Genomic DNA, 16,092 nt, shown 5'->3' on the forward strand with positions numbered 1-16,092 from the left:
CGGGCACCCCGCGGCGACCAGCCTGGACGCAGGCCACGAGGTCACGTCCCGGGACACGTCCGGGCCCTCGCGGCGCAGGAGGAGCCATGCCCGTCACCCCGCCGGGACCGCGCACCGACCGCGCGCTGCCCCACCCGCCCCACGCCCCCGCGGCGCCCGAGACGCCGCACGCCACGACCCGTCGGCGGCTCGCGCGCCGCGTCGCCCCCGCCCTCGCGCTCGTCGCGGGCCTCGGCCTGCTCACGGCGTGCGGCGCCGCGCCCGAGGTCCCCGAGCCGCGCACCCCGCAGCCCGCGTCGACCGCGGGCCTCACGACCGCCGACGTCGACGCGTGGCTCGACGCCACCGTGCCCGACGCGCTCGCCGAGGGCCGCATCGCGGGTGCGACCGTCGCCGTGGTGCACGACGGCGAGGTCGTCACGGCCCGCGGCTTCGGCGAGGCCGACGTCGCCGCCGGCACGCCCGTCGACCCCGACCGCACGCTGTTCCGCCCCGGCTCGGTGTCGAAGATGGTCACCGCGACGGCCGTCATGCAGCTCGTCGAGGACGGCCGCGTCGACCTCGACACCGACGTCGAGCAGTACACGGGGCTCGACCTCGGGTACGAGCGGCCGGTCACGCTGCGTGACCTGCTGACCCACACGGGCGGGTTCGAGGAGCGGCTCACGGGCCTCATCGGCGGCGAGGGCACGGTGCCCGACCTGCGGGCGTCGCTCGTCACCGACCCGCCCCAGCAGGTGTACGCGCCGGGCACGACGCCCGCCTACTCGAACTACGGCAACGCCCTGGCCGGGTACGTCGTCGAGGCCGTGAGCGGGCAGCCGTTCGAGGACTACGTCGCCGAGCACGTGCTCGCACCGGCGGGCATGACGTCCTCGACGTTCGCGCAGCCGCTGCCCGCGGACCTCGCGGACCGCGTGTCGCAGGGCTACGCGACGTCCGACGACGCACCCGTGGGCTTCGAGGTCGTCGGCCAGCCGCCCGCGGGCGGCCTCAGCGCGCCCGCGACCGACATGGCGCGGTTCATGCTCGCGCACCTGGGCCACCCGACGACGGGCGAGCCGCTGCTGTCCGACGCGACGCGCGCGCTCATGCAGGAGCCCGCGCTCGGCGCGGACACGCTCGGCGCACTGGCCGAGGGCGAGCGCATGGGCCTCGGCTGGTTCGACGAGTCGCGCCACGGCCACCGGGTCGTGGGGCACGGCGGCGACACGACCGCGTTCCACTCGCACCTGCAGCTGTGGCCCGACGACGACACCGGCCTGTACCTGTCGCTCAACAGCACGGGCGCCGGCGGTGCCGCGTACCAGGTGCGCGAGGACCTGCTCGCGGGCTTCGCGGACCGGTACTTCCCCGCCGACGAGGCACCGGCCGCGAGCACGGTCGACGACGCGACGCGCGCCGCGCACGCGCAGGCGCTGGCCGGGCGGTACGAGCCGGGCCGCGCGTTCGTCTCGACGTTCCTCACGGCCACGGGCGTGCTGCAGCCGACGGCCGCGCAGGTCGTCGACGGCGACCGCGTGCTGTTCACGCCCGGCCCCGGGCAGCTCACGCCCGCGGTGTACGAGGAGGTCGAGCCGTGGGTGTTCCGCCAGGTCGACTCCGACCGGCGGCTGGCCGTGCGGCTCGACGACGCGGGCCGCGTCCAGGTGATCGGGCACGACTCCGCCATGACGCTGCTGCCGCTGACGCCCGCGCGCGCCGCCGTCGTGCCCGTCCTGGCCGTCGGAGCCCTCGTGCTGCTGCTCACGGTGCTCGCGTGGCCCGTCGGCGCGGTCGTGCGCCGGGTGCGCCGACGCCGGGCGGCGCGCCCGTCCGCAGTGCCGGCCGGGTCGGTGACGGCCACGGGCGCGGTGCCCGCGACGACGTCCGGCGCGCAGCCCGTCGGGGCGTCGGCCACGCCGCCGGTCGGGGCGTCGGCCACGCCGCCGACGGACGTCCGCCGCGCACGCCTCACGACGCGGCTCGCGGCGCTCGCGACGCTCGTCGCGCTGGCCGGCTGGGTGCTGGTCGTGCTCACGCTCGTGGGCCTGCAGCCCGTGCCGGACGCGGTGCTGCGCGTGCTGCAGGCGCTCACCGCGCTGGGCGTGCTGGGCGTGCTCGCGGCCGCGTGGCGCGTGGTCGCCGAGGCCCGGGCCCGCACCGGGTGGTGGCGCACGGTCACCGCGACCGTCGTGCTGGCCGCGCTGGTCGGGACGTCGTGGGCCGCGCTGCAGGTGCACCTGCTCTCGCCGGACCTGACGTACTGACGACCTGCCGTCGACCGACCCGCACGAGAGGATGACGACCATGGCGACCACGCACCTCACGGCGCCCGGCGCGCGCTGGGACGCGTTCCTGGACCGCTGCGGGGTGCGTGGTCCCGTGGCGCGCGACGCGCTGCTGGCCGCCACGTGCACGGTCGTGGCGGTGCTGCTGAGCGTGGCGAGCGTCGGGCTGCTGCCCGACGAGCTCGCGGTCTCCCCCGCGCGGCGGCTCGCGCTGCTGCTGCTGATCGCGGCGCAGTCCGCGGCCCTCGTGCTGCGGCGCGTGCGGCTCGCGGCGTGCGTCGCGCTCGTCGTCGCCACGCAGGTGGCGCTGGTCGCGGTGGCGCCCGACCTGTCGGTGCGCTCGTTCGCGCCGTTCGTCGCCGCCGCAACGGTCGGCACGCTGCTCCCGGCGGCGCGGGCCCTGCGCCTGGCCGCCGGGGCCGGCGTCGCCGAGGCCGCGCTCGCGACGGTCGCCGTGCTCGTGCGCGGCGGCACCGCGCTCGACGTCGCGACGCACGTGTCGACGTCGCTGGCGGTGTGGCTCGCGTCGGCGCTGGTCGGCGTGTACGTCGCGACGCGGCGCGCGCACCTCGTGCTGCTGCGCGAGCGCGCCGAGCAGGCCGAGCGGGACCGTGACACGCGCGTGCACGCGGCCGTGGCGGCCGAGCGCGCGCGGCTCGCGCGCGAGCTGCACGACGTCGCGGCGCACCACCTGTCGGGCATGGTCGTGCAGGCCGCGGCCGTCGAGCGGCTCGTCGGCCGCGACCCCGACGCGGCGCGCGAGGGCGCCCGCTGGCTGCGCGACCAGGGCCGCGCGACGCTCGACAACCTGCGGCAGGTGGTCGGGCTGCTGCGCGGCGACGACGCTCCCGACGGCACCGCGCCGCTGCCGGGGCTCGCGGCGCTGCCGGACCTCGTCGCGCAGGCCCGCGACCTGGGTGACGACGTCGAGCTCGTCGTCGCCGGCGACGCGGCGCCGCTCGCACCGCTCGGCGACGTGTCGCTCTACCGGATCGCGCAGCAGGCGGTGACGAACGCGCGCCAGCACGCACCCGGCGCCCGCGTGCGGGTGCGGGTCGAGCACGCGCCGGGCGCCGTCGTGGTGGACGTGACGAACGGACCCGCGAGCCGTGGCGTGCGCGGCACGCGCGGCGACCACGGCGGCGCGGGGCTCGCGGTCATGCGCGAGCGCGCCGCGCTCGTCGGGGGCACGCTCGACGCCGGGCCGACGCCCGACGGCGGCTGGCGCGTGCACGCGCGCGTCCCGGTCGAGGCCGACGCGCACGGGGACGACGCGCGAGAGACCGACGCGCGCGGTGTCGCGTCGGCCGGGGACGACGCCCGCGAGCGCGACACGCACGCTCAGGACGCGCCCGCGCCCCGCGCGCACGAGGACCTGCCGGGCGGCCGACCGGCCGCACCGCACGACGGGACGGAGGTGACGGCGTGATCCGCGTCGTGCTGGTGGACGACCAGGCGGTGGTCCGCGCGGGGTTCCGCGTGCTGCTCGAGGACGCCGGGGACATCGAGGTGGTCGGGCAGGCGGCGAGCGGCCCCGAGGCCGTCGACGTCGTGGCCCGCACGCGCCCCGACGTCGTGTGCATGGACGTGCGCATGCCCGGCGGCGACGGGCTGACCGCGACGCGGCGGATCGTCGCCGACCGCACGGGCGACCTGCCCGCGGTGCTCGTCGTGACGACGTTCGACCTCGACGAGTACGTGTTCGGCGCGCTCGAGGCCGGCGCCGACGGGTTCGTGCTCAAGGACGCCGACCCCGCCGACCTCGCGGACGCGATCCGCCGCCTCGCACGCGGCGACGGCATGCTCGACCAGACCGTCACCCGGCGCGTCATCGCCGAGTTCGCCCGCCGCCGCCCCGCACCCCCTCCGGGCGCCGAGGCGGACCTCCTGACGCCGCGCGAGACGGACATCGTGCGGCTGCTCGCGCAGGGCATGTCGAACGCCGAGATCGCCGACGCGCTGTTCGTCGAGCAGTCGACCGTGAAGTCCCACCTGGGCCGCGCGATGACCAAGCTCGGCACGCGCGACCGCCTGCAGACCGTCGTGTGGGCCTACCGCACGGGCCTGGCCACCCCGACGCGCTGAGCCGCGGACGCGGCACCGGACGCCCGGCTCGCGGCCCTCTCTCCCGCACCTCCCCCTCCCCGCTCTCCCCTCCCCGCCCGCGAGAGTGCAATCGAGCACGGGCCGAGGGGCTGGATCGCACTCTCACGCACCGCAGGCGCGACTAGATCGCACTCTCACGCACCACGGGCGCGACTAGATCGCACTCTCACGCACCACGGGCGCGACTGGATCGCACTCTCACGGCTATCGGGGGGGCGGGGGCGCCACGCGGGGGCGGCGCACGCACGAGAGGGCGATCCGGCACCGGTCGTGGTGCTGGATCGCCCTCTCACGCCAGGGGATGCGCGGCGTCAGGCGCGCGTGATCCCGAAGCGGCGCTCCGCGAGGACCTCGGCGATCTGGACCGCGTTGAGCGCGGCGCCCTTGCGCAGGTTGTCGTTGCTGATGAACAGCGCGAGGCCGCGGCCCTCGGGCGCGCCCTCGTCCTGACGGATGCGGCCGACGAACGACGGGTCCTGGCCGGCCGCGACGAGCGGCGTCGGGACGTCCGCGAGCTGCACGCCCGGGGCCGTCGACAGCAGCTCGGTCGCGCGCTCGACCGTGATCTCGCGCTCGAACTCGGCGTTGACGCTCAGCGAGTGGCCCGTGAAGACCGGCACGCGCACGCACGTGCCCGAGACCAGCAGGTCGGGGACGTCGAGGATCTTGCGCGACTCGTGGCGGAGCTTCTGCTCCTCGTCGGTCTCGTGCAGGCCGTCGTCGACGATCGATCCCGCGAGCGGGATGACGTCGAACGCGATCGGCGCGACGTACTTCTCCGGGGAGGGGAACGCGACGGCGCCGCCGTCGTGCACGAGCGCGAGCGTGTCCTGCTCGACCGCGGCACGCACCTGCGAGTCGAGCTCCTGCGCGCCCGCGAGGCCGGAGCCGGACACGGCCTGGTACGTCGACACGATCAGCCGGCGCAGGCCGGCCTCCTCGTGCAGCACCTTGAGCACGGGCATCGCGGCCATGGTCGTGCAGTTGGGGTTCGCGACGATCCCGATCTCGATCTCGTCGAGCGCGTCGGGGTTCACCTCGGACACGACGAGGGGCACGCGCGGGTCGCGGCGCCACGCCGAGGAGTTGTCGACGACGATCGCACCCGCCGCGGCGAACCGCGGCGCGTGCTCCTTGGACGTGCCGCCACCGGCGGAGAACAGCGCGAGGTCGATGCCGGACAGGTCGGCGGTCGCGACGTCCTCGACGACGACGTCGTCACCGCGCCACGGCAGCGTCGTGCCCGCCGAGCGCGCGGAGGCGAAGTAGCGCACCGACGCGACCGGGAAGTCGCGCTCGTCCAGCAGGCGGCGCATGACCGCGCCGACCTGGCCCGTCGCCCCGACGACGGCGATCCTCAGTCCCTCGGCCACGTCAGCGCCCCGTCCCGCCGTACACGACGGCCTCGGTCTCGGTGTCGTCCAGGTCGAACGCCGTGTGGACGGCGCGCACCGCGTCGTCCAGCTGGTCGGCGCGCGTGACGACGGAGATGCGGATCTCCGACGTCGAGATCATCTCGATGTTGACGTTCGCCTCGGAGAGCGCGGCGAACAGCTTGGCGGACACGCCCGGGTGCGAGCGCATGCCCGCGCCGACGAGCGAGAGCTTGCCGATCGTGTCGTCGTACTGCAGCGACTCGAAGCCGATCGACGGCTGGTCGGCCGTCAGGGCGGCCGTGGCCGTGGCGCCGTCCGTGGCGGGCAGCGTGAACGAGATGTCCGTCAGGCCCGTCGCGGCCGCGGACACGTTCTGCACGATCATGTCGATGTTGACGCCGGCCTCGGCGACGATCTCGAAGAGCCGCGCGGCCTTGCCGGGCACGTCCGGGACGCCGACGACCGTGATCTTGGCCTCGCTGCGGTCGTGCGCGACGCCCGAGATGATCGGCTGCTCCATGCTGGGGTCCTCCTGGTCGGTGACGAGCGTGCCGGTGTGCGTCGAGAACGAGGACCGCACGTGGACGGGCACCTCGTAGCGGCGGGCGTACTCCACGCAGCGCAGACCGAGCACCTTGGCGCCGCTGGCGGCCATCTCGAGCATCGCGTCGTACCCGATGCGGCCGATCTTGCGCGCGGTCGGGACGATGCGGGGGTCGGCGGTGAACACGCCGTCGACGTCGGTGAAGATCTCGCAGACGTCGGCCTTGAGCGACGCCGCGAGCGCGACCGCCGTGGTGTCCGAGCCGCCGCGGCCCAGCGTCGTCACGTCGTTGGTCGACGGGTTGACGCCCTGGAAGCCCGCGACGATCGCGACCTCGCCGCGCGCGATCGTGTCCTTGATGCGGCTGGGCGACACGTCGATGATGCGCGCCTTGCCGTAGACCTCGTCGGTGATGACGCCGGCCTGCTGGCCGGTGAAGGACTTGGCCTCGACGCCGAGCGTGTTGATCGCCATCGCGAGCAGCGACATCGAGATGCGCTCGCCCGCGGTCAGCAGGATGTCCATCTCCCGCACCGGCGGCAGCGGCGTGACCTCCTGCGCGAGGTCGATGAGCTCGTCGGTGGTGTCGCCCATGGCCGAGACGACGACGACGACGTCGTGCCCGGCCTTCTTCGTCTCGACGACCCGCTTCGCGACGCGCTTGATGCTGGCGGCGTCGGCGACGGACGAGCCGCCGAACTTCTGCACGATGAGGGCCACGGGTCTGGACGCTTCCGGGAGACGGGCAGGACCCCGCGAGTGTAGGCCGGGCCCAGGATGCGGACGGGCACGGTTTCGCATGCCGGACGATGGGCGACCGCGCGCCCCCGCAGGCCCGAGCGGACGACTCAGGTGCGCGCGCGCAGGCGCGCACCGAGCAGGTAGAGCTCGCAGCCGAGGCACAGCCCGAACGCCGCGTTGAGGAACGCGGCCACCAGCGCCAGCGCGGCGGCCACCGGCACGGCCGCGGCCACCCCGAGCAGCGCGAGCAGCACCCCGAGGCCCGTGATGACCAGGCCGACGAGCTGCGCGAACCGCGGCGGGCGCGGGTCCTCCAGCTCCGTCGGCGGCACCAGCCGAGGGCGCACGACGTGCGCGAACACCCACGCCTGCCACGTGCCGCCGACGCCGCGCGCGGCGCCGGTCGCGAAGCCCGCGGCGACGACCGCGAGCAGCAGGGTCGCGGGCAGGCCGCCGCCCAGCAGCAGGACGACGACCAGCAGCACGGCGGTGAGGGCGGCCCCCACGCGCGGACCTCGCGGGTCGATCCCACCGGGCGCGGGAGCGGGAGCGGTGGGGACGGACGGCGTGGGACGGGACGAGGTCATCGGTGCTCCTGGTGCGTCGCGGGACGGTGTGCGGCAGGGCCCCGGCGGGGCCGCGGCCGACGTCCGGGCGACGTCAGCGGGCAGCGGCGTCCCGGCGGGGCCGCGGACAGGACGCGAGCGCGGCGAGCACCTGCGCGCGGTCGGTCGCACCGGACATGCGCCCGACGACGGCGCCGTCCGGCCCCAGGACGAGGGTCGTCGGCGTCCGCAGGACGCCGAACCGCTCGACGAGGTCGAGCCGCTGCGCCGCGTCGAGCTCGACGTGGACGACGCCCGGCTCGGTCGCCGCCACGGCGCTGAGCACGCGGTGCGTGCTGCGGCACGCGGCGCACACCTCGCTGGAGAGCTGCACGAACGTCGCGCGCTCCCCCGGCGCGACGCCCAGGTCCTCGGCGCCCAGGCGCGCGTCCCGGGCGTCGTCGGCCGCGGACCCCGACCCACCCGACGCGCGGAACCGACCGTTGCGAGCCCGCCACACCAGGCCGATCACGGACGCGAGCGCCAGGACGGCGAGCACGAGGACGGGACCGCGCACGGCGTCCTCCTCACCCCGCCGACGGCACGGACGCCATCGGACCCGGGCACGATAACCCGACCGAACCGGTCTGCTCAACGCCCGTCCGCGGCACCACCCTCGACGGACCCGCGCCCTGCACCCGTCCGCCTCCGGGTGGACGCCCGCGCCACCCGGGGCGTCCTAGCGTGACGTCATGCCTGGTGAGACGCCTCCCACCCCCGCGCCGTCGGTCGGCATCGAGGTCAGCGGACTGCGCCGCGCGTTCGGTGCCGTCAAGGCCCTCGACGGCGTCGACCTGGTCGCCCGTGCCGGTGCCGTGACCGCGCTGGTCGGGCCCAACGGCTCGGGCAAGACCACCCTCCTGCTGGTCCTCGCCGGCCTGCTCGTCCCGGACGCCGGGCACGTGCGGGTCGCGGGCCACGACCCCGTGACCCAGAGCGCCGCGGCCCGCGCCCGCACGGGGTGGATGCCCGACGCGTTCGGCACGTGGGACTCCCTCACGGCGCGCGAGGTGCTGACGACGTTCGCCGCGGCGTACCGCGTCGACCGGGCCGTCGCCGGCGCGCGCGTCGACGAGCTGCTCGCGACCGTGCACCTCACCGAGTACGCCGACCAGCCCGCCGCCGTGCTCTCGCGCGGGCAGAAGCAGCGCCTCGGCCTGGCGCGCGCGCTCGTGCACGACCCGCAGGTGCTGCTGCTCGACGAGCCCGCCAGCGGCCTCGACCCGCGCTCGCGCGTCGACCTGCGCCTGCTGCTGCGCCGCCTCGCCGACGAGGGCCGCACGGTGCTCGTGTCGTCGCACGTGCTGTCCGAGCTCGACGAGATGGCCGACGACGCCGTGTTCCTGTCGCGCGGCCGCACGGTCGTGGGACGCCCCGGCGGCGACGCCGCGACCGGCCTGCGCACGTGGCACGTGCGCGCGCTGGACCTGGGCGCGCTCACGACGTGGCTCGAGTCGGCGGACGTGCCCTGGCGGCCCGACGAGCGCGCGCTCGGCGCGGCACCCGGCGGCACCGTCACGGGCGGCGTGCTCGTCGACGTCGCGGGCGAGACCGCCGCCGCGGCGCTGCTGCGGGACGCGGTGACCGCGGGCGTGCCCGTCGTGTCGTCGGCGCCCGCCGGCAGCGCGCTCGAGCAGGCGTACCTGGCCCTCGAGGAGGAGCGGCGATGACCGTGCAGACCCCGGCCCCCGCGGCCGCGACCCCGCCCGCCGCCCCGCCCGCCGTGGGCACCTGGACGCTCACGTGGCACGGCGTGCGCACCGTGGCCGCGCTCGAGCTGCGCCAGCGCGTGCGGTCCTCGCGGTGGAAGGTCGCGCTCCTCGTGTGGTTCGCGGTCGTCGCCGCGATCACGCTGCTCGCGGGCGGCGTGCTGCTGTTCGTCGACGAGGGCGCGCCCGACGCGCAGAGCCGCGGCGTCGCGCTCGGCGCGGTCGTCACCGTGCTCGTGCTCGGGCTCGGCCTGCTGGTCACGCCGACGCTCACGTCGACGGCCGTCAACGGCGACCGCGGCGCGGGCACGCTCGCGACGCTGCAGGTCACGCTGCTGTCCCCGGTCGAGATCGCGCTCGGCAAGCTGCTCGCCGCGTGGGCGTCGGCGTGCGCGTTCCTCGTCGTGAGCCTGCCGTTCTACGTGATCGCGCTGCTCATGGGCGGCGTGCCCGTCTGGACGCTGCCGCGCGTGCTGCTGCTGACGGCGCTGCTGCTCGCGGCCGTGTGCGGCATCGGCCTGGGCTGGTCGGCGCGTGCCGCGCGGCCCGCCGGGTCGACCGTGCTGACGTTCGTCACCGTGGCCGCCCTCACGGTGTTCTCGCCCGTGTTCTTCGGGCTCACCTATCCGTTCCTGTCGAGCACGCAGGAGGTCCAGGTCTACGGCGTGCCCGACGAGTACTGGGCGTCGCTCGACGACGAGGACCTCGCGTCGTCCACGCCGCCCGATCCGACGTGCGAGCTGTTCACCGCCCAGCGGACCGTCGCCCACACCGAGGCCACGTGGTGGCTGCTCGCGATCAACCCGTTCGTGATCGTCGCCGACGGTGCGCTGCCCGGCACGTCGGACGGCACCGCCTCGGTGGTCGACGAGGTGCGCGAGACGACGCAGGGCCTGCGCGCCACGCGTCTGGGCGCCCCCGCCGTGCTCGACGAGTGCTGGACCGAGGACCGCGACGGGGCACCCGCCGAGCGCGACGCCGCTGGCCCGATCTGGCCCTACGGCCTGGCCGCGAACCTGCTGCTGGGCGCGCTCGGGTTCGTCACCGCGGTGCGGCGGCTGCGCATCCCGCAGCGCACGCTGCCGCGCGGCACGCGCGTGGCCTGACGCCGTCGGCCCGGCCGGGTGTCCCCGGTCGGGCCGACGCGCCCGTGTCAGGCGCGGGTCAGGGCTGCAGCGCGTCGTACTCCGCCTCGGCCGCGACGTCGTCCGCGACGTCGAGCCGCACGTGGGCCAGGATCGTCTGGATCGCGCGCAGCGTCGACGCCGCGCGCTCGCCCCAGTCGGACAGGTAGCTGAACTGCCACCACCACAGGGCCTCGAGCACGTGGCCGCGCTCGTGGTGCGCGAGCCCCTGCGTGAGGGCGCCGACGATGGCCACGAGGTCGCCCGAGATCGTCGACTCCTCGACCTCCGGGCCGAGCAGCGGGTCGACGACCTCGACGTACTCGTCGATGCCGTCGAGCAGGTTCGCGAGGTTGGTGCGCAGCGGCTCGAGGTCCGCCTCGGGGCCGACGTCGGGCTCGAACCGGGACGTCGGGACGACGTCGGTCGTCGCACCCAGCCGCGCACCGGCCGCGAGCAGGTCGGACAGCGCGAGCAGCAGCAGCGGCAGCGACGCCTCGGGCGCCGAGCCCGCCGCGACCTCCGTCACGGTCGTGAGGAAGCCCCGGGACTCGCCCGCGACGGCCTCGCCGATCTCACGCAGGTCCGCGTCCGCCACGGGTCGCTCGTCGGTCGTCATGGTGTCCCCTCCGTCGTCGTCGACGTCACGCGCTGAGCCGGCGACGGCCCTCGAACGCGCGGCCGAGCGTCACCTCGTCCGCGTACTCCAGGTCGCCGCCCACGGGCAGGCCGGACGCGAGCCGGCTGACCGTGAGACCCATCGGCACGAGCAGCCGCGCCAGGTAGGTCGCGGTGGCCTCGCCCTCGACGTTCGGGTCGGTGGCGAGGATGACCTCGGTGACCGTGCCGTCGGCCAGGCGCGTCATCAGCTGCGCGATACGAAGGTCGTCCGGGCCGACGCCCGCGATCGGGTTGATGGCGCCGCCGAGCACGTGGTACCTGCCGCGGAACTCCCGCGTGCGCTCGATCGCGACGACGTCCTTGGCCTCCTCGACCACGCAGATCGTGGTGGGCAGCCGGCGCGGGTCGCGGCAGATGCGGCACTGCGGCTCCTGCGCGACGTTGCCGCAGATCTCGCAGAACTGCACGCGCGCCTTCACCTCGGTCAGCGCGTCCGCGAGCCGGCGCACGTCGGCCGGGTCGGCCGCCAGGATGTGGAACGCGATGCGCTGGGCGCTCTTGGGGCCGACCCCGGGCAGCCGCCCGAGCTCGTCGACCAGGTCCTGGATCGCGCCCTCGTACACCCCGCCAGCGTAGTTCCCCCGCCGCGGGACGCCCGCCACCCCTCCCGACCCGCCCGCCGCACTCTTCTGCCCCAGCCGCGCGAACTGGTCACACGAGTGACCGTCTGCCGACCTCCGATCGGAAGACGTGACCAGGTGCCACCGCCGGGGCCACACCCCCACAGGGCCCCACCGGCCGCGCGACCGGGCCGACCGGCCAGGTCGCCGGGTGAGTCCGGCGTCCGAGGCGAGTACCGGATCCGCTCGACGGCGCGAACTGGTCAGAGAAGCGACCAGTTCAAGCGCACCCGCGGGGATCCCTGACCAGTTCACGGCGGGAGGGGCCTCAGGACCCAGCATCCGGGTCAGAGACCACCAGGGGGTGCACCAGCCAGATCCGCGACCACCAGCAGACGCACCAGCCGGCGTCAGGGGCGGTCGGCGGGCAGGTGCAGGCGGACGACCGTGCCGTGGCCGACGCGTGAGCGGAGCGTCGCGCGGCCGCCGTGCCGCTCGGCGATGACGCGCACGAGCGCGAGGCCCAGCCCCGAGCCGGGCGTGCCGCGCGCGTCGCGGCCGCGCGCGAGCTCGTCGAACACGACGCCCACCTCGTCGTCCGGCACGCCCGGGCCGGAGTCCGCGACCTCGACGACGACGGTCCCGCCCTCGTCCGACCCGCGGACCTCCACCGGCGTGCCCGGCGGCGAGAACTTCACGGCGTTGCCCAGCAGGTTGTAGACCGCCAGGTACAGCAGGTCGACGTCGCCGCGGACGTGCGGCAGCGGCCACGGCACGGTCGGCAGCGACACCGTCACCGCGGGGCGTGGGCGGCCCGCCGCCTGCGCCTGCGCGAGCACGTCGTCCACCGCGTCGCGCACGACCTGCGCGACGTCGACGTCCTCCTGCTCGATCGGCTGCGTCTCGAGCTCGGCGAGCTTGCGGAGGTCAGCGACCAGGTGCGCGAGGCGGCCCGCCTGCGCGTCGAGCGTCGCGTGCGCGCGCGCCGCGCCGTCGTCCGACGCGGCCGCCGGGCCCAGGCCGGCGACGGCGGCACGGATGGCCGTCACCGGGTTCTTCAGCTCGTGGTCGAGCCGCTGCAGGAACCGCCGATGCCGCGCGCGCTCGTCCGCGCGAGCCGCGGCCTCGGCGTCCGCGACCGTCGCGGCGCGCACGCGCACCCGCCGACCCCGCGCGGCCCCACGGCCACGACCGCACCCGCGACGACCACCCCGCCGACGGCGAGCGCGAGCGGCAGCCGCGTCGTCACGACCAGCACCCACGCGCGGCCGCTCAGCGCGAGCGCACCGCCTGCCACCAGGCCCAGCAGCGCGACCGCACCGGCCGCGACGATCCACGGCCGCAGGCCGCGCGGCACGCTCACGCGCGCACCCCGCGCGTCACCGAGCCGCAGAACCGGTACCCCGCCTGCGGGACGGTCTCGACGAACCGCGGCGCACCCGCGTCGTCCCCGAGCACGCGCCGGATCTCCGCGACCCGGTGGTCGACCGCACGCGTCGTCACCATCGACTCGAACCCCCACAGCGCCGACAGCAGCCGCTCGCGCGTGAGCAGCTCGCCCGGGTGCGTCACGAGGTAGTCGAGCAGCAGCGACGCCTTGGGCGTCAGCGCGACGGGAGCGCCCGCGAGCGTCACGCGCCGTGCCGCGCGGTCGACGCGCAGGTCCCCGCTGACCAGCACCTCGGCCGTCGCGAGCGGTGGCTGCCCGGGCACCGCGCGGCGCAGCACGGCCCGCACGCGCGCGAGCAGCTCCTGCGGGTCGAACGGCTTGTTGAGGTAGTCGTCGGCGCCCTCCTCGAGGGCGGCCGAGCGCTCGTAGGACTCCCCCACCTGCGTCAGCAGCACGACGGGCGTCCAGTCGCCGCCCGCGCGCAGCCGCCGCACCAGGCTGCGGCCGTCGAGCCGCGGCATGAGGACGTCGCACACCAGGATGTCCGCGGGCGTGGCCGCGTGGACGTCGAGCGCCTGCTGCCCGTCGCCCGCCGTGCTGACGCGCAGCCCCGACCGCTCGAGGAACGGCGCGAGGCCGTCGAGGATGGCGCGCTCGTCGTCGACGAGCAGCACGTGGGGCGCGTCGTCCACTAGCGGGTCCCCCACCACAGGCTGCCGCCGACGAGCAGCACCATCGCCGCGTACACGAGGCACATGCCGTACCCGAGCACGAGGCCGATGACGGCCATCCAGCCACCGCCGTCACCGGTGCGCCGGATCTGCGCGAGCCCCATGTGGCCGAGCACCACGGGGATGAGCGCGAAGCCCAGCAGGCCCGTGACGAACGCCGCGATGGCGAAGGGGTTGGTGCGGCGCGCGACGTACGGCTGACCGTAGGGGCCCGCACCGGAGGGGGAACCGCCGTAGGGCGCGGCGGCGGGCGGGGTGCCGTAGGGCGGCGGCGTGCCGGGGCCGGGCGGGGTGCCGTACGGCGGCGGGGTCGGGGTACTCATCGGGGTCCTCCTGTCGGGGCGGGTGCGTGGGGTGGTCGTCCGGGACGACGGGTGCGGGGCCGTCAGCCGTCGACGTCGAGGCGGACGACGCCCACGGGGCCGTAGCCGACGTCGGCGCCGGACGCCTCGACGCGGGGTGTGCCGTCCTCCCACGCGACGCGGACGCCCGCGCCGTCGACCGTGACGGTGCCGACGTCCGCGACGACGGCCCACACGCCCGCGGCCTCGACGACGAGGTGCTCGACGCGGCCCGCGACGACGCGCGTGTCGGCGCTCTGCACCGACAGCGTCGCGCAGTCGTCCGTGACCTCGACGGTCGCACCGACCTCGACGACGGTGAGGTCGCCGCCGCCGCACGTCGCGGTCTGCGTGACGGACTCCTGGAGCCCGGCACGCTCGAGCAGCGGCGGCAGACCCGAGCCGCGCGGGGCGCCGGCCGTGGCCGCCGGGGTGCCGCCGAGGCCCGGGCGGTCGCCCGACCGCGTGGGTGCCGGGACCGGCTGCACCCCGCCGTCGTCCGCACCGGTCTCGGCGTGGACCGCGAGCTCGTCCGTCAGCGCCGGCGTCGCGTCGGCGTCGACGACCCGGACCGAGCACGCGCCGGCCAGCACGGCGACCGCCGCCGCGACCACGACCGGGGCGACGACGGCGCGGGCGCCGACCACCGCACGCGGACGCCGCGTCACGACGGCACCACGATCTCGACGCGCCGGTTGAGCTGGCGACCCGCCGGGTTGTCCTGGCCGTCGAGCTCGTTGGGCGCGACGGGGCGGGACTCGCCGAACCCGACGGCCTCGAGGTCGCCGCCCATGCCGCGCTGCGCGAGCGCCGCGACCACGGCCGTGGCGCGCTTCTCCGACAGCGTCTGGTTGTACGCGTCGTCGGAGACCGAGTCGGTGTGGCCCTCGACCCGCGCCGCCGGGACGTCGGCGAGCACGGCCGCGACCGCGTCGAGCGTGGCCGCCGCGTCGGGGCGCACCTGCGCGCTGTCGAAGTCGAACAGCACCGACGAGTCCAGGACGAGGCGCGTGCCGCACGACGGCACCGGCGCGATGACGCCCATCGACGGGAAGCTCCCCAGCGGGGGCACCGGCGGCAGCGGCTCCACCTCGACCGGCGTGCCGTTCACCAGGCCCGTGCCGTCGCCGTAGTTGTTGATCGTCAGGTCCGCCGACGCGTACAGGCCCGAGCCGTCGCCGTAGTTCGTGATCGACACGTCGCCGTCCGACGCCGTGCCCGACCCGTCGCCGTAGTTGGTGATGGAGCGGTCGCCGCGGGACCACGTGCCCGACCCGTCGCCGTACAGCGTCACCGCCGTCGTGCCGTCGGCGTAGCTGCCGGACCCGTCGCCGTAGCTCACGACCGAGGTCGCGCCGTCGCTGTACGTGCCCGAGCCGTCGCCGTACACCGTGACCGCGACGCCGTTGAGGGAGTACGAGCCCGAGCCGTCGCCGTAGTTGACGACCGACCCGTCGGGGCCGGTGAACGTGCCCGACCCGTCGCCGTACGCGAGCAGCTCGCCCACGTCCGTGCCCTCGGCCTCGCAGCGCTGCGTCTCGACGCGCACGCCCGGCAGGTCGCCGACCGCGTCGTCGACCTGGATCGCGAAGCCCGCGAGCGACGCGTCGAGCATGCTGAGGTCCGGCAGCAGGAACATCGGCACGGGCGGGATCTCGCCGGGCCCGTAGCCGTGCACGGTCGGGACCGCGGGGCCCGTGGGCGTCGGCGACGGCGTCGTGCGCTCGGGACGCGTCGGGGCGGGGCTGGCCGGGGCGGCGTCCTCGACGGACGCGCCGCAGGCGGTGAGCAGCGTGCCGGTGAGCAGGACGGCGAGGGCGGTGGCGGTGCGGCGGACGGGCCGGGCCGTGACGTCGGACATGGCACACAACGTAGGGCGAAGCGCCCATGCGACGATCGTCGGGACGTCGCAGG

General features: G+C 76.1%; 17 protein-coding genes. 5 read left to right on the top strand and 12 right to left on the bottom strand.

Features of this window, described 5'->3' with window-relative positions:
* Positions 1-86 precede the first annotated feature (86 nt).
* From GY42_RS10755 to GY42_RS10765, 3 genes are read left to right on the top strand one after another with little or no spacing between them, the layout of a single operon-like run.
* Positions 87-2,249 (top strand): serine hydrolase domain-containing protein, encoded by a 2,163-nt coding sequence (locus tag GY42_RS10755; protein WP_046529326.1) that lies wholly within the window; start codon positions 87-89, stop codon positions 2,247-2,249.
* Between the two features lie 40 nt (positions 2,250-2,289).
* Positions 2,290-3,699 (top strand): sensor histidine kinase, encoded by a 1,410-nt coding sequence (locus GY42_RS10760; RefSeq protein ID WP_152667276.1) that lies wholly within the window; start codon positions 2,290-2,292, stop codon positions 3,697-3,699.
* Entirely contained in the window at positions 3,696-4,355 is a 660-nt protein-coding gene (locus GY42_RS10765) for a response regulator transcription factor (RefSeq protein WP_046529327.1), read from the top strand. The genes GY42_RS10760 and GY42_RS10765 overlap by 4 nt, the downstream gene beginning before the upstream one ends.
* A 332-nt stretch (positions 4,356-4,687) precedes the next feature.
* Here GY42_RS10765 and GY42_RS10770 read toward each other — a convergent pair whose 3' ends face one another.
* From GY42_RS10770 to GY42_RS10785, 4 genes are all read right to left on the bottom strand, one after another.
* A complete protein-coding gene (locus tag GY42_RS10770; protein WP_046529328.1) occupies positions 4,688-5,749 on the bottom strand; it encodes an aspartate-semialdehyde dehydrogenase in 1,062 nt (353 codons plus the stop codon).
* Between the two features lies 1 nt (position 5,750).
* The gene (locus GY42_RS10775; protein ID WP_046529329.1) at positions 5,751-7,016 is read right to left on the bottom strand and encodes an aspartate kinase; all 1,266 of its coding nucleotides are present in this window, start codon (positions 7,014-7,016) and stop codon (positions 5,751-5,753) included.
* Between the two features lie 128 nt (positions 7,017-7,144).
* Positions 7,145-7,624 (bottom strand): DUF4395 domain-containing protein, encoded by a 480-nt coding sequence (locus GY42_RS10780; RefSeq protein ID WP_046529330.1) that lies wholly within the window; start codon positions 7,622-7,624, stop codon positions 7,145-7,147.
* A gap of 73 nt (positions 7,625-7,697) precedes the next feature.
* Positions 7,698-8,159: a thioredoxin family protein gene (locus GY42_RS10785; RefSeq protein WP_046529331.1), complete on the bottom strand. Its 462-nt coding sequence runs from the start codon at positions 8,157-8,159 to the stop codon at positions 7,698-7,700.
* Between the two features lie 175 nt (positions 8,160-8,334).
* Here GY42_RS10785 and GY42_RS10790 point away from each other — a divergent pair, with 175 nt between their 5' ends.
* Both GY42_RS10790 and GY42_RS10795 read left to right on the top strand, forming a co-directional pair.
* Complete coding sequence (locus tag GY42_RS10790; RefSeq protein ID WP_046529332.1) at positions 8,335-9,312, top strand: ABC transporter ATP-binding protein; 978 nt, start codon at positions 8,335-8,337, stop codon at positions 9,310-9,312.
* A complete protein-coding gene (locus tag GY42_RS10795; protein ID WP_046529333.1) occupies positions 9,309-10,457 on the top strand; it encodes an ABC transporter permease in 1,149 nt (382 codons plus the stop codon). The genes GY42_RS10790 and GY42_RS10795 overlap by 4 nt, the downstream gene beginning before the upstream one ends.
* A gap of 58 nt (positions 10,458-10,515) precedes the next feature.
* Here the strand turns inward: GY42_RS10795 and GY42_RS10800 are convergent, their stop codons facing one another.
* From GY42_RS10800 to GY42_RS10830, 8 genes are all read right to left on the bottom strand, one after another.
* A complete protein-coding gene (locus tag GY42_RS10800; RefSeq protein ID WP_046529334.1) occupies positions 10,516-11,094 on the bottom strand; it encodes a DUF5063 domain-containing protein in 579 nt (192 codons plus the stop codon).
* Between the two features lie 25 nt (positions 11,095-11,119).
* Entirely contained in the window at positions 11,120-11,719 is a 600-nt protein-coding gene (gene recR, locus GY42_RS10805; RefSeq protein WP_046529335.1) for a recombination mediator RecR, read from the bottom strand.
* A gap of 407 nt (positions 11,720-12,126) precedes the next feature.
* Positions 12,127-12,870, bottom strand: a complete 744-nt coding sequence (locus GY42_RS10810) for a sensor histidine kinase (protein WP_052748322.1) — start codon at positions 12,868-12,870, stop codon at positions 12,127-12,129.
* Entirely contained in the window at positions 12,774-13,079 is a 306-nt protein-coding gene (locus GY42_RS19400; RefSeq protein WP_052748323.1) for a hypothetical protein, read from the bottom strand. The genes GY42_RS10810 and GY42_RS19400 overlap by 97 nt, the downstream gene beginning before the upstream one ends.
* Complete coding sequence (locus tag GY42_RS10815) at positions 13,076-13,798, bottom strand: response regulator transcription factor (protein WP_082131476.1); 723 nt, start codon at positions 13,796-13,798, stop codon at positions 13,076-13,078. Before GY42_RS10815 ends, GY42_RS19400 begins: the two co-directional genes overlap by 4 nt.
* The gene (locus GY42_RS10820; RefSeq protein ID WP_052748324.1) at positions 13,798-14,160 is read right to left on the bottom strand and encodes a DUF4190 domain-containing protein; all 363 of its coding nucleotides are present in this window, start codon (positions 14,158-14,160) and stop codon (positions 13,798-13,800) included. The genes GY42_RS10815 and GY42_RS10820 overlap by 1 nt, the downstream gene beginning before the upstream one ends.
* A 62-nt stretch (positions 14,161-14,222) precedes the next feature.
* Positions 14,223-14,846, bottom strand: coding sequence for a hypothetical protein (locus GY42_RS10825; RefSeq protein WP_046529337.1), 624 nt, complete (start codon positions 14,844-14,846; stop codon positions 14,223-14,225).
* Positions 14,843-16,039, bottom strand: a complete 1,197-nt coding sequence (locus GY42_RS10830; RefSeq protein ID WP_046529338.1) for an OmpA family protein — start codon at positions 16,037-16,039, stop codon at positions 14,843-14,845. The genes GY42_RS10825 and GY42_RS10830 overlap by 4 nt, the downstream gene beginning before the upstream one ends.
* Between the last annotated feature and the right edge of the window lie 53 nt (positions 16,040-16,092).

The sequence above is a fragment of the Cellulomonas sp. FA1 genome (assembly GCF_000986825.1).
Taxonomy (GTDB): Bacteria; Actinomycetota; Actinomycetes; order Actinomycetales; family Cellulomonadaceae; genus Cellulomonas; species Cellulomonas iranensis.

Bases quoted from the DNA above. Each gene is read 5' to 3' on its own strand.
- GY42_RS10755 (WP_046529326.1), top strand. From the start codon at position 87: ATGCCCGTCACCCCGCCGGGACCGCGCACCGACCGCGCGCTGCCCCAC.
- GY42_RS10760 (WP_152667276.1), top strand. From the start codon at position 2,290: ATGGCGACCACGCACCTCACGGCGCCCGGCGCGCGCTGGGACGCGTTC.
- GY42_RS10780 (WP_046529330.1), bottom strand. From the start codon at position 7,624: ATGACCTCGTCCCGTCCCACGCCGTCCGTCCCCACCGCTCCCGCTCCC.
- GY42_RS10790 (WP_046529332.1), top strand. From the start codon at position 8,335: ATGCCTGGTGAGACGCCTCCCACCCCCGCGCCGTCGGTCGGCATCGAG.
- GY42_RS10795 (WP_046529333.1), top strand. From the start codon at position 9,309: ATGACCGTGCAGACCCCGGCCCCCGCGGCCGCGACCCCGCCCGCCGCC.
- GY42_RS10800 (WP_046529334.1), bottom strand. From the start codon at position 11,094: ATGACGACCGACGAGCGACCCGTGGCGGACGCGGACCTGCGTGAGATC.
- GY42_RS10820 (WP_052748324.1), bottom strand. From the start codon at position 14,160: ATGAGTACCCCGACCCCGCCGCCGTACGGCACCCCGCCCGGCCCCGGC.
- GY42_RS10830 (WP_046529338.1), bottom strand. From the start codon at position 16,039: ATGTCCGACGTCACGGCCCGGCCCGTCCGCCGCACCGCCACCGCCCTC.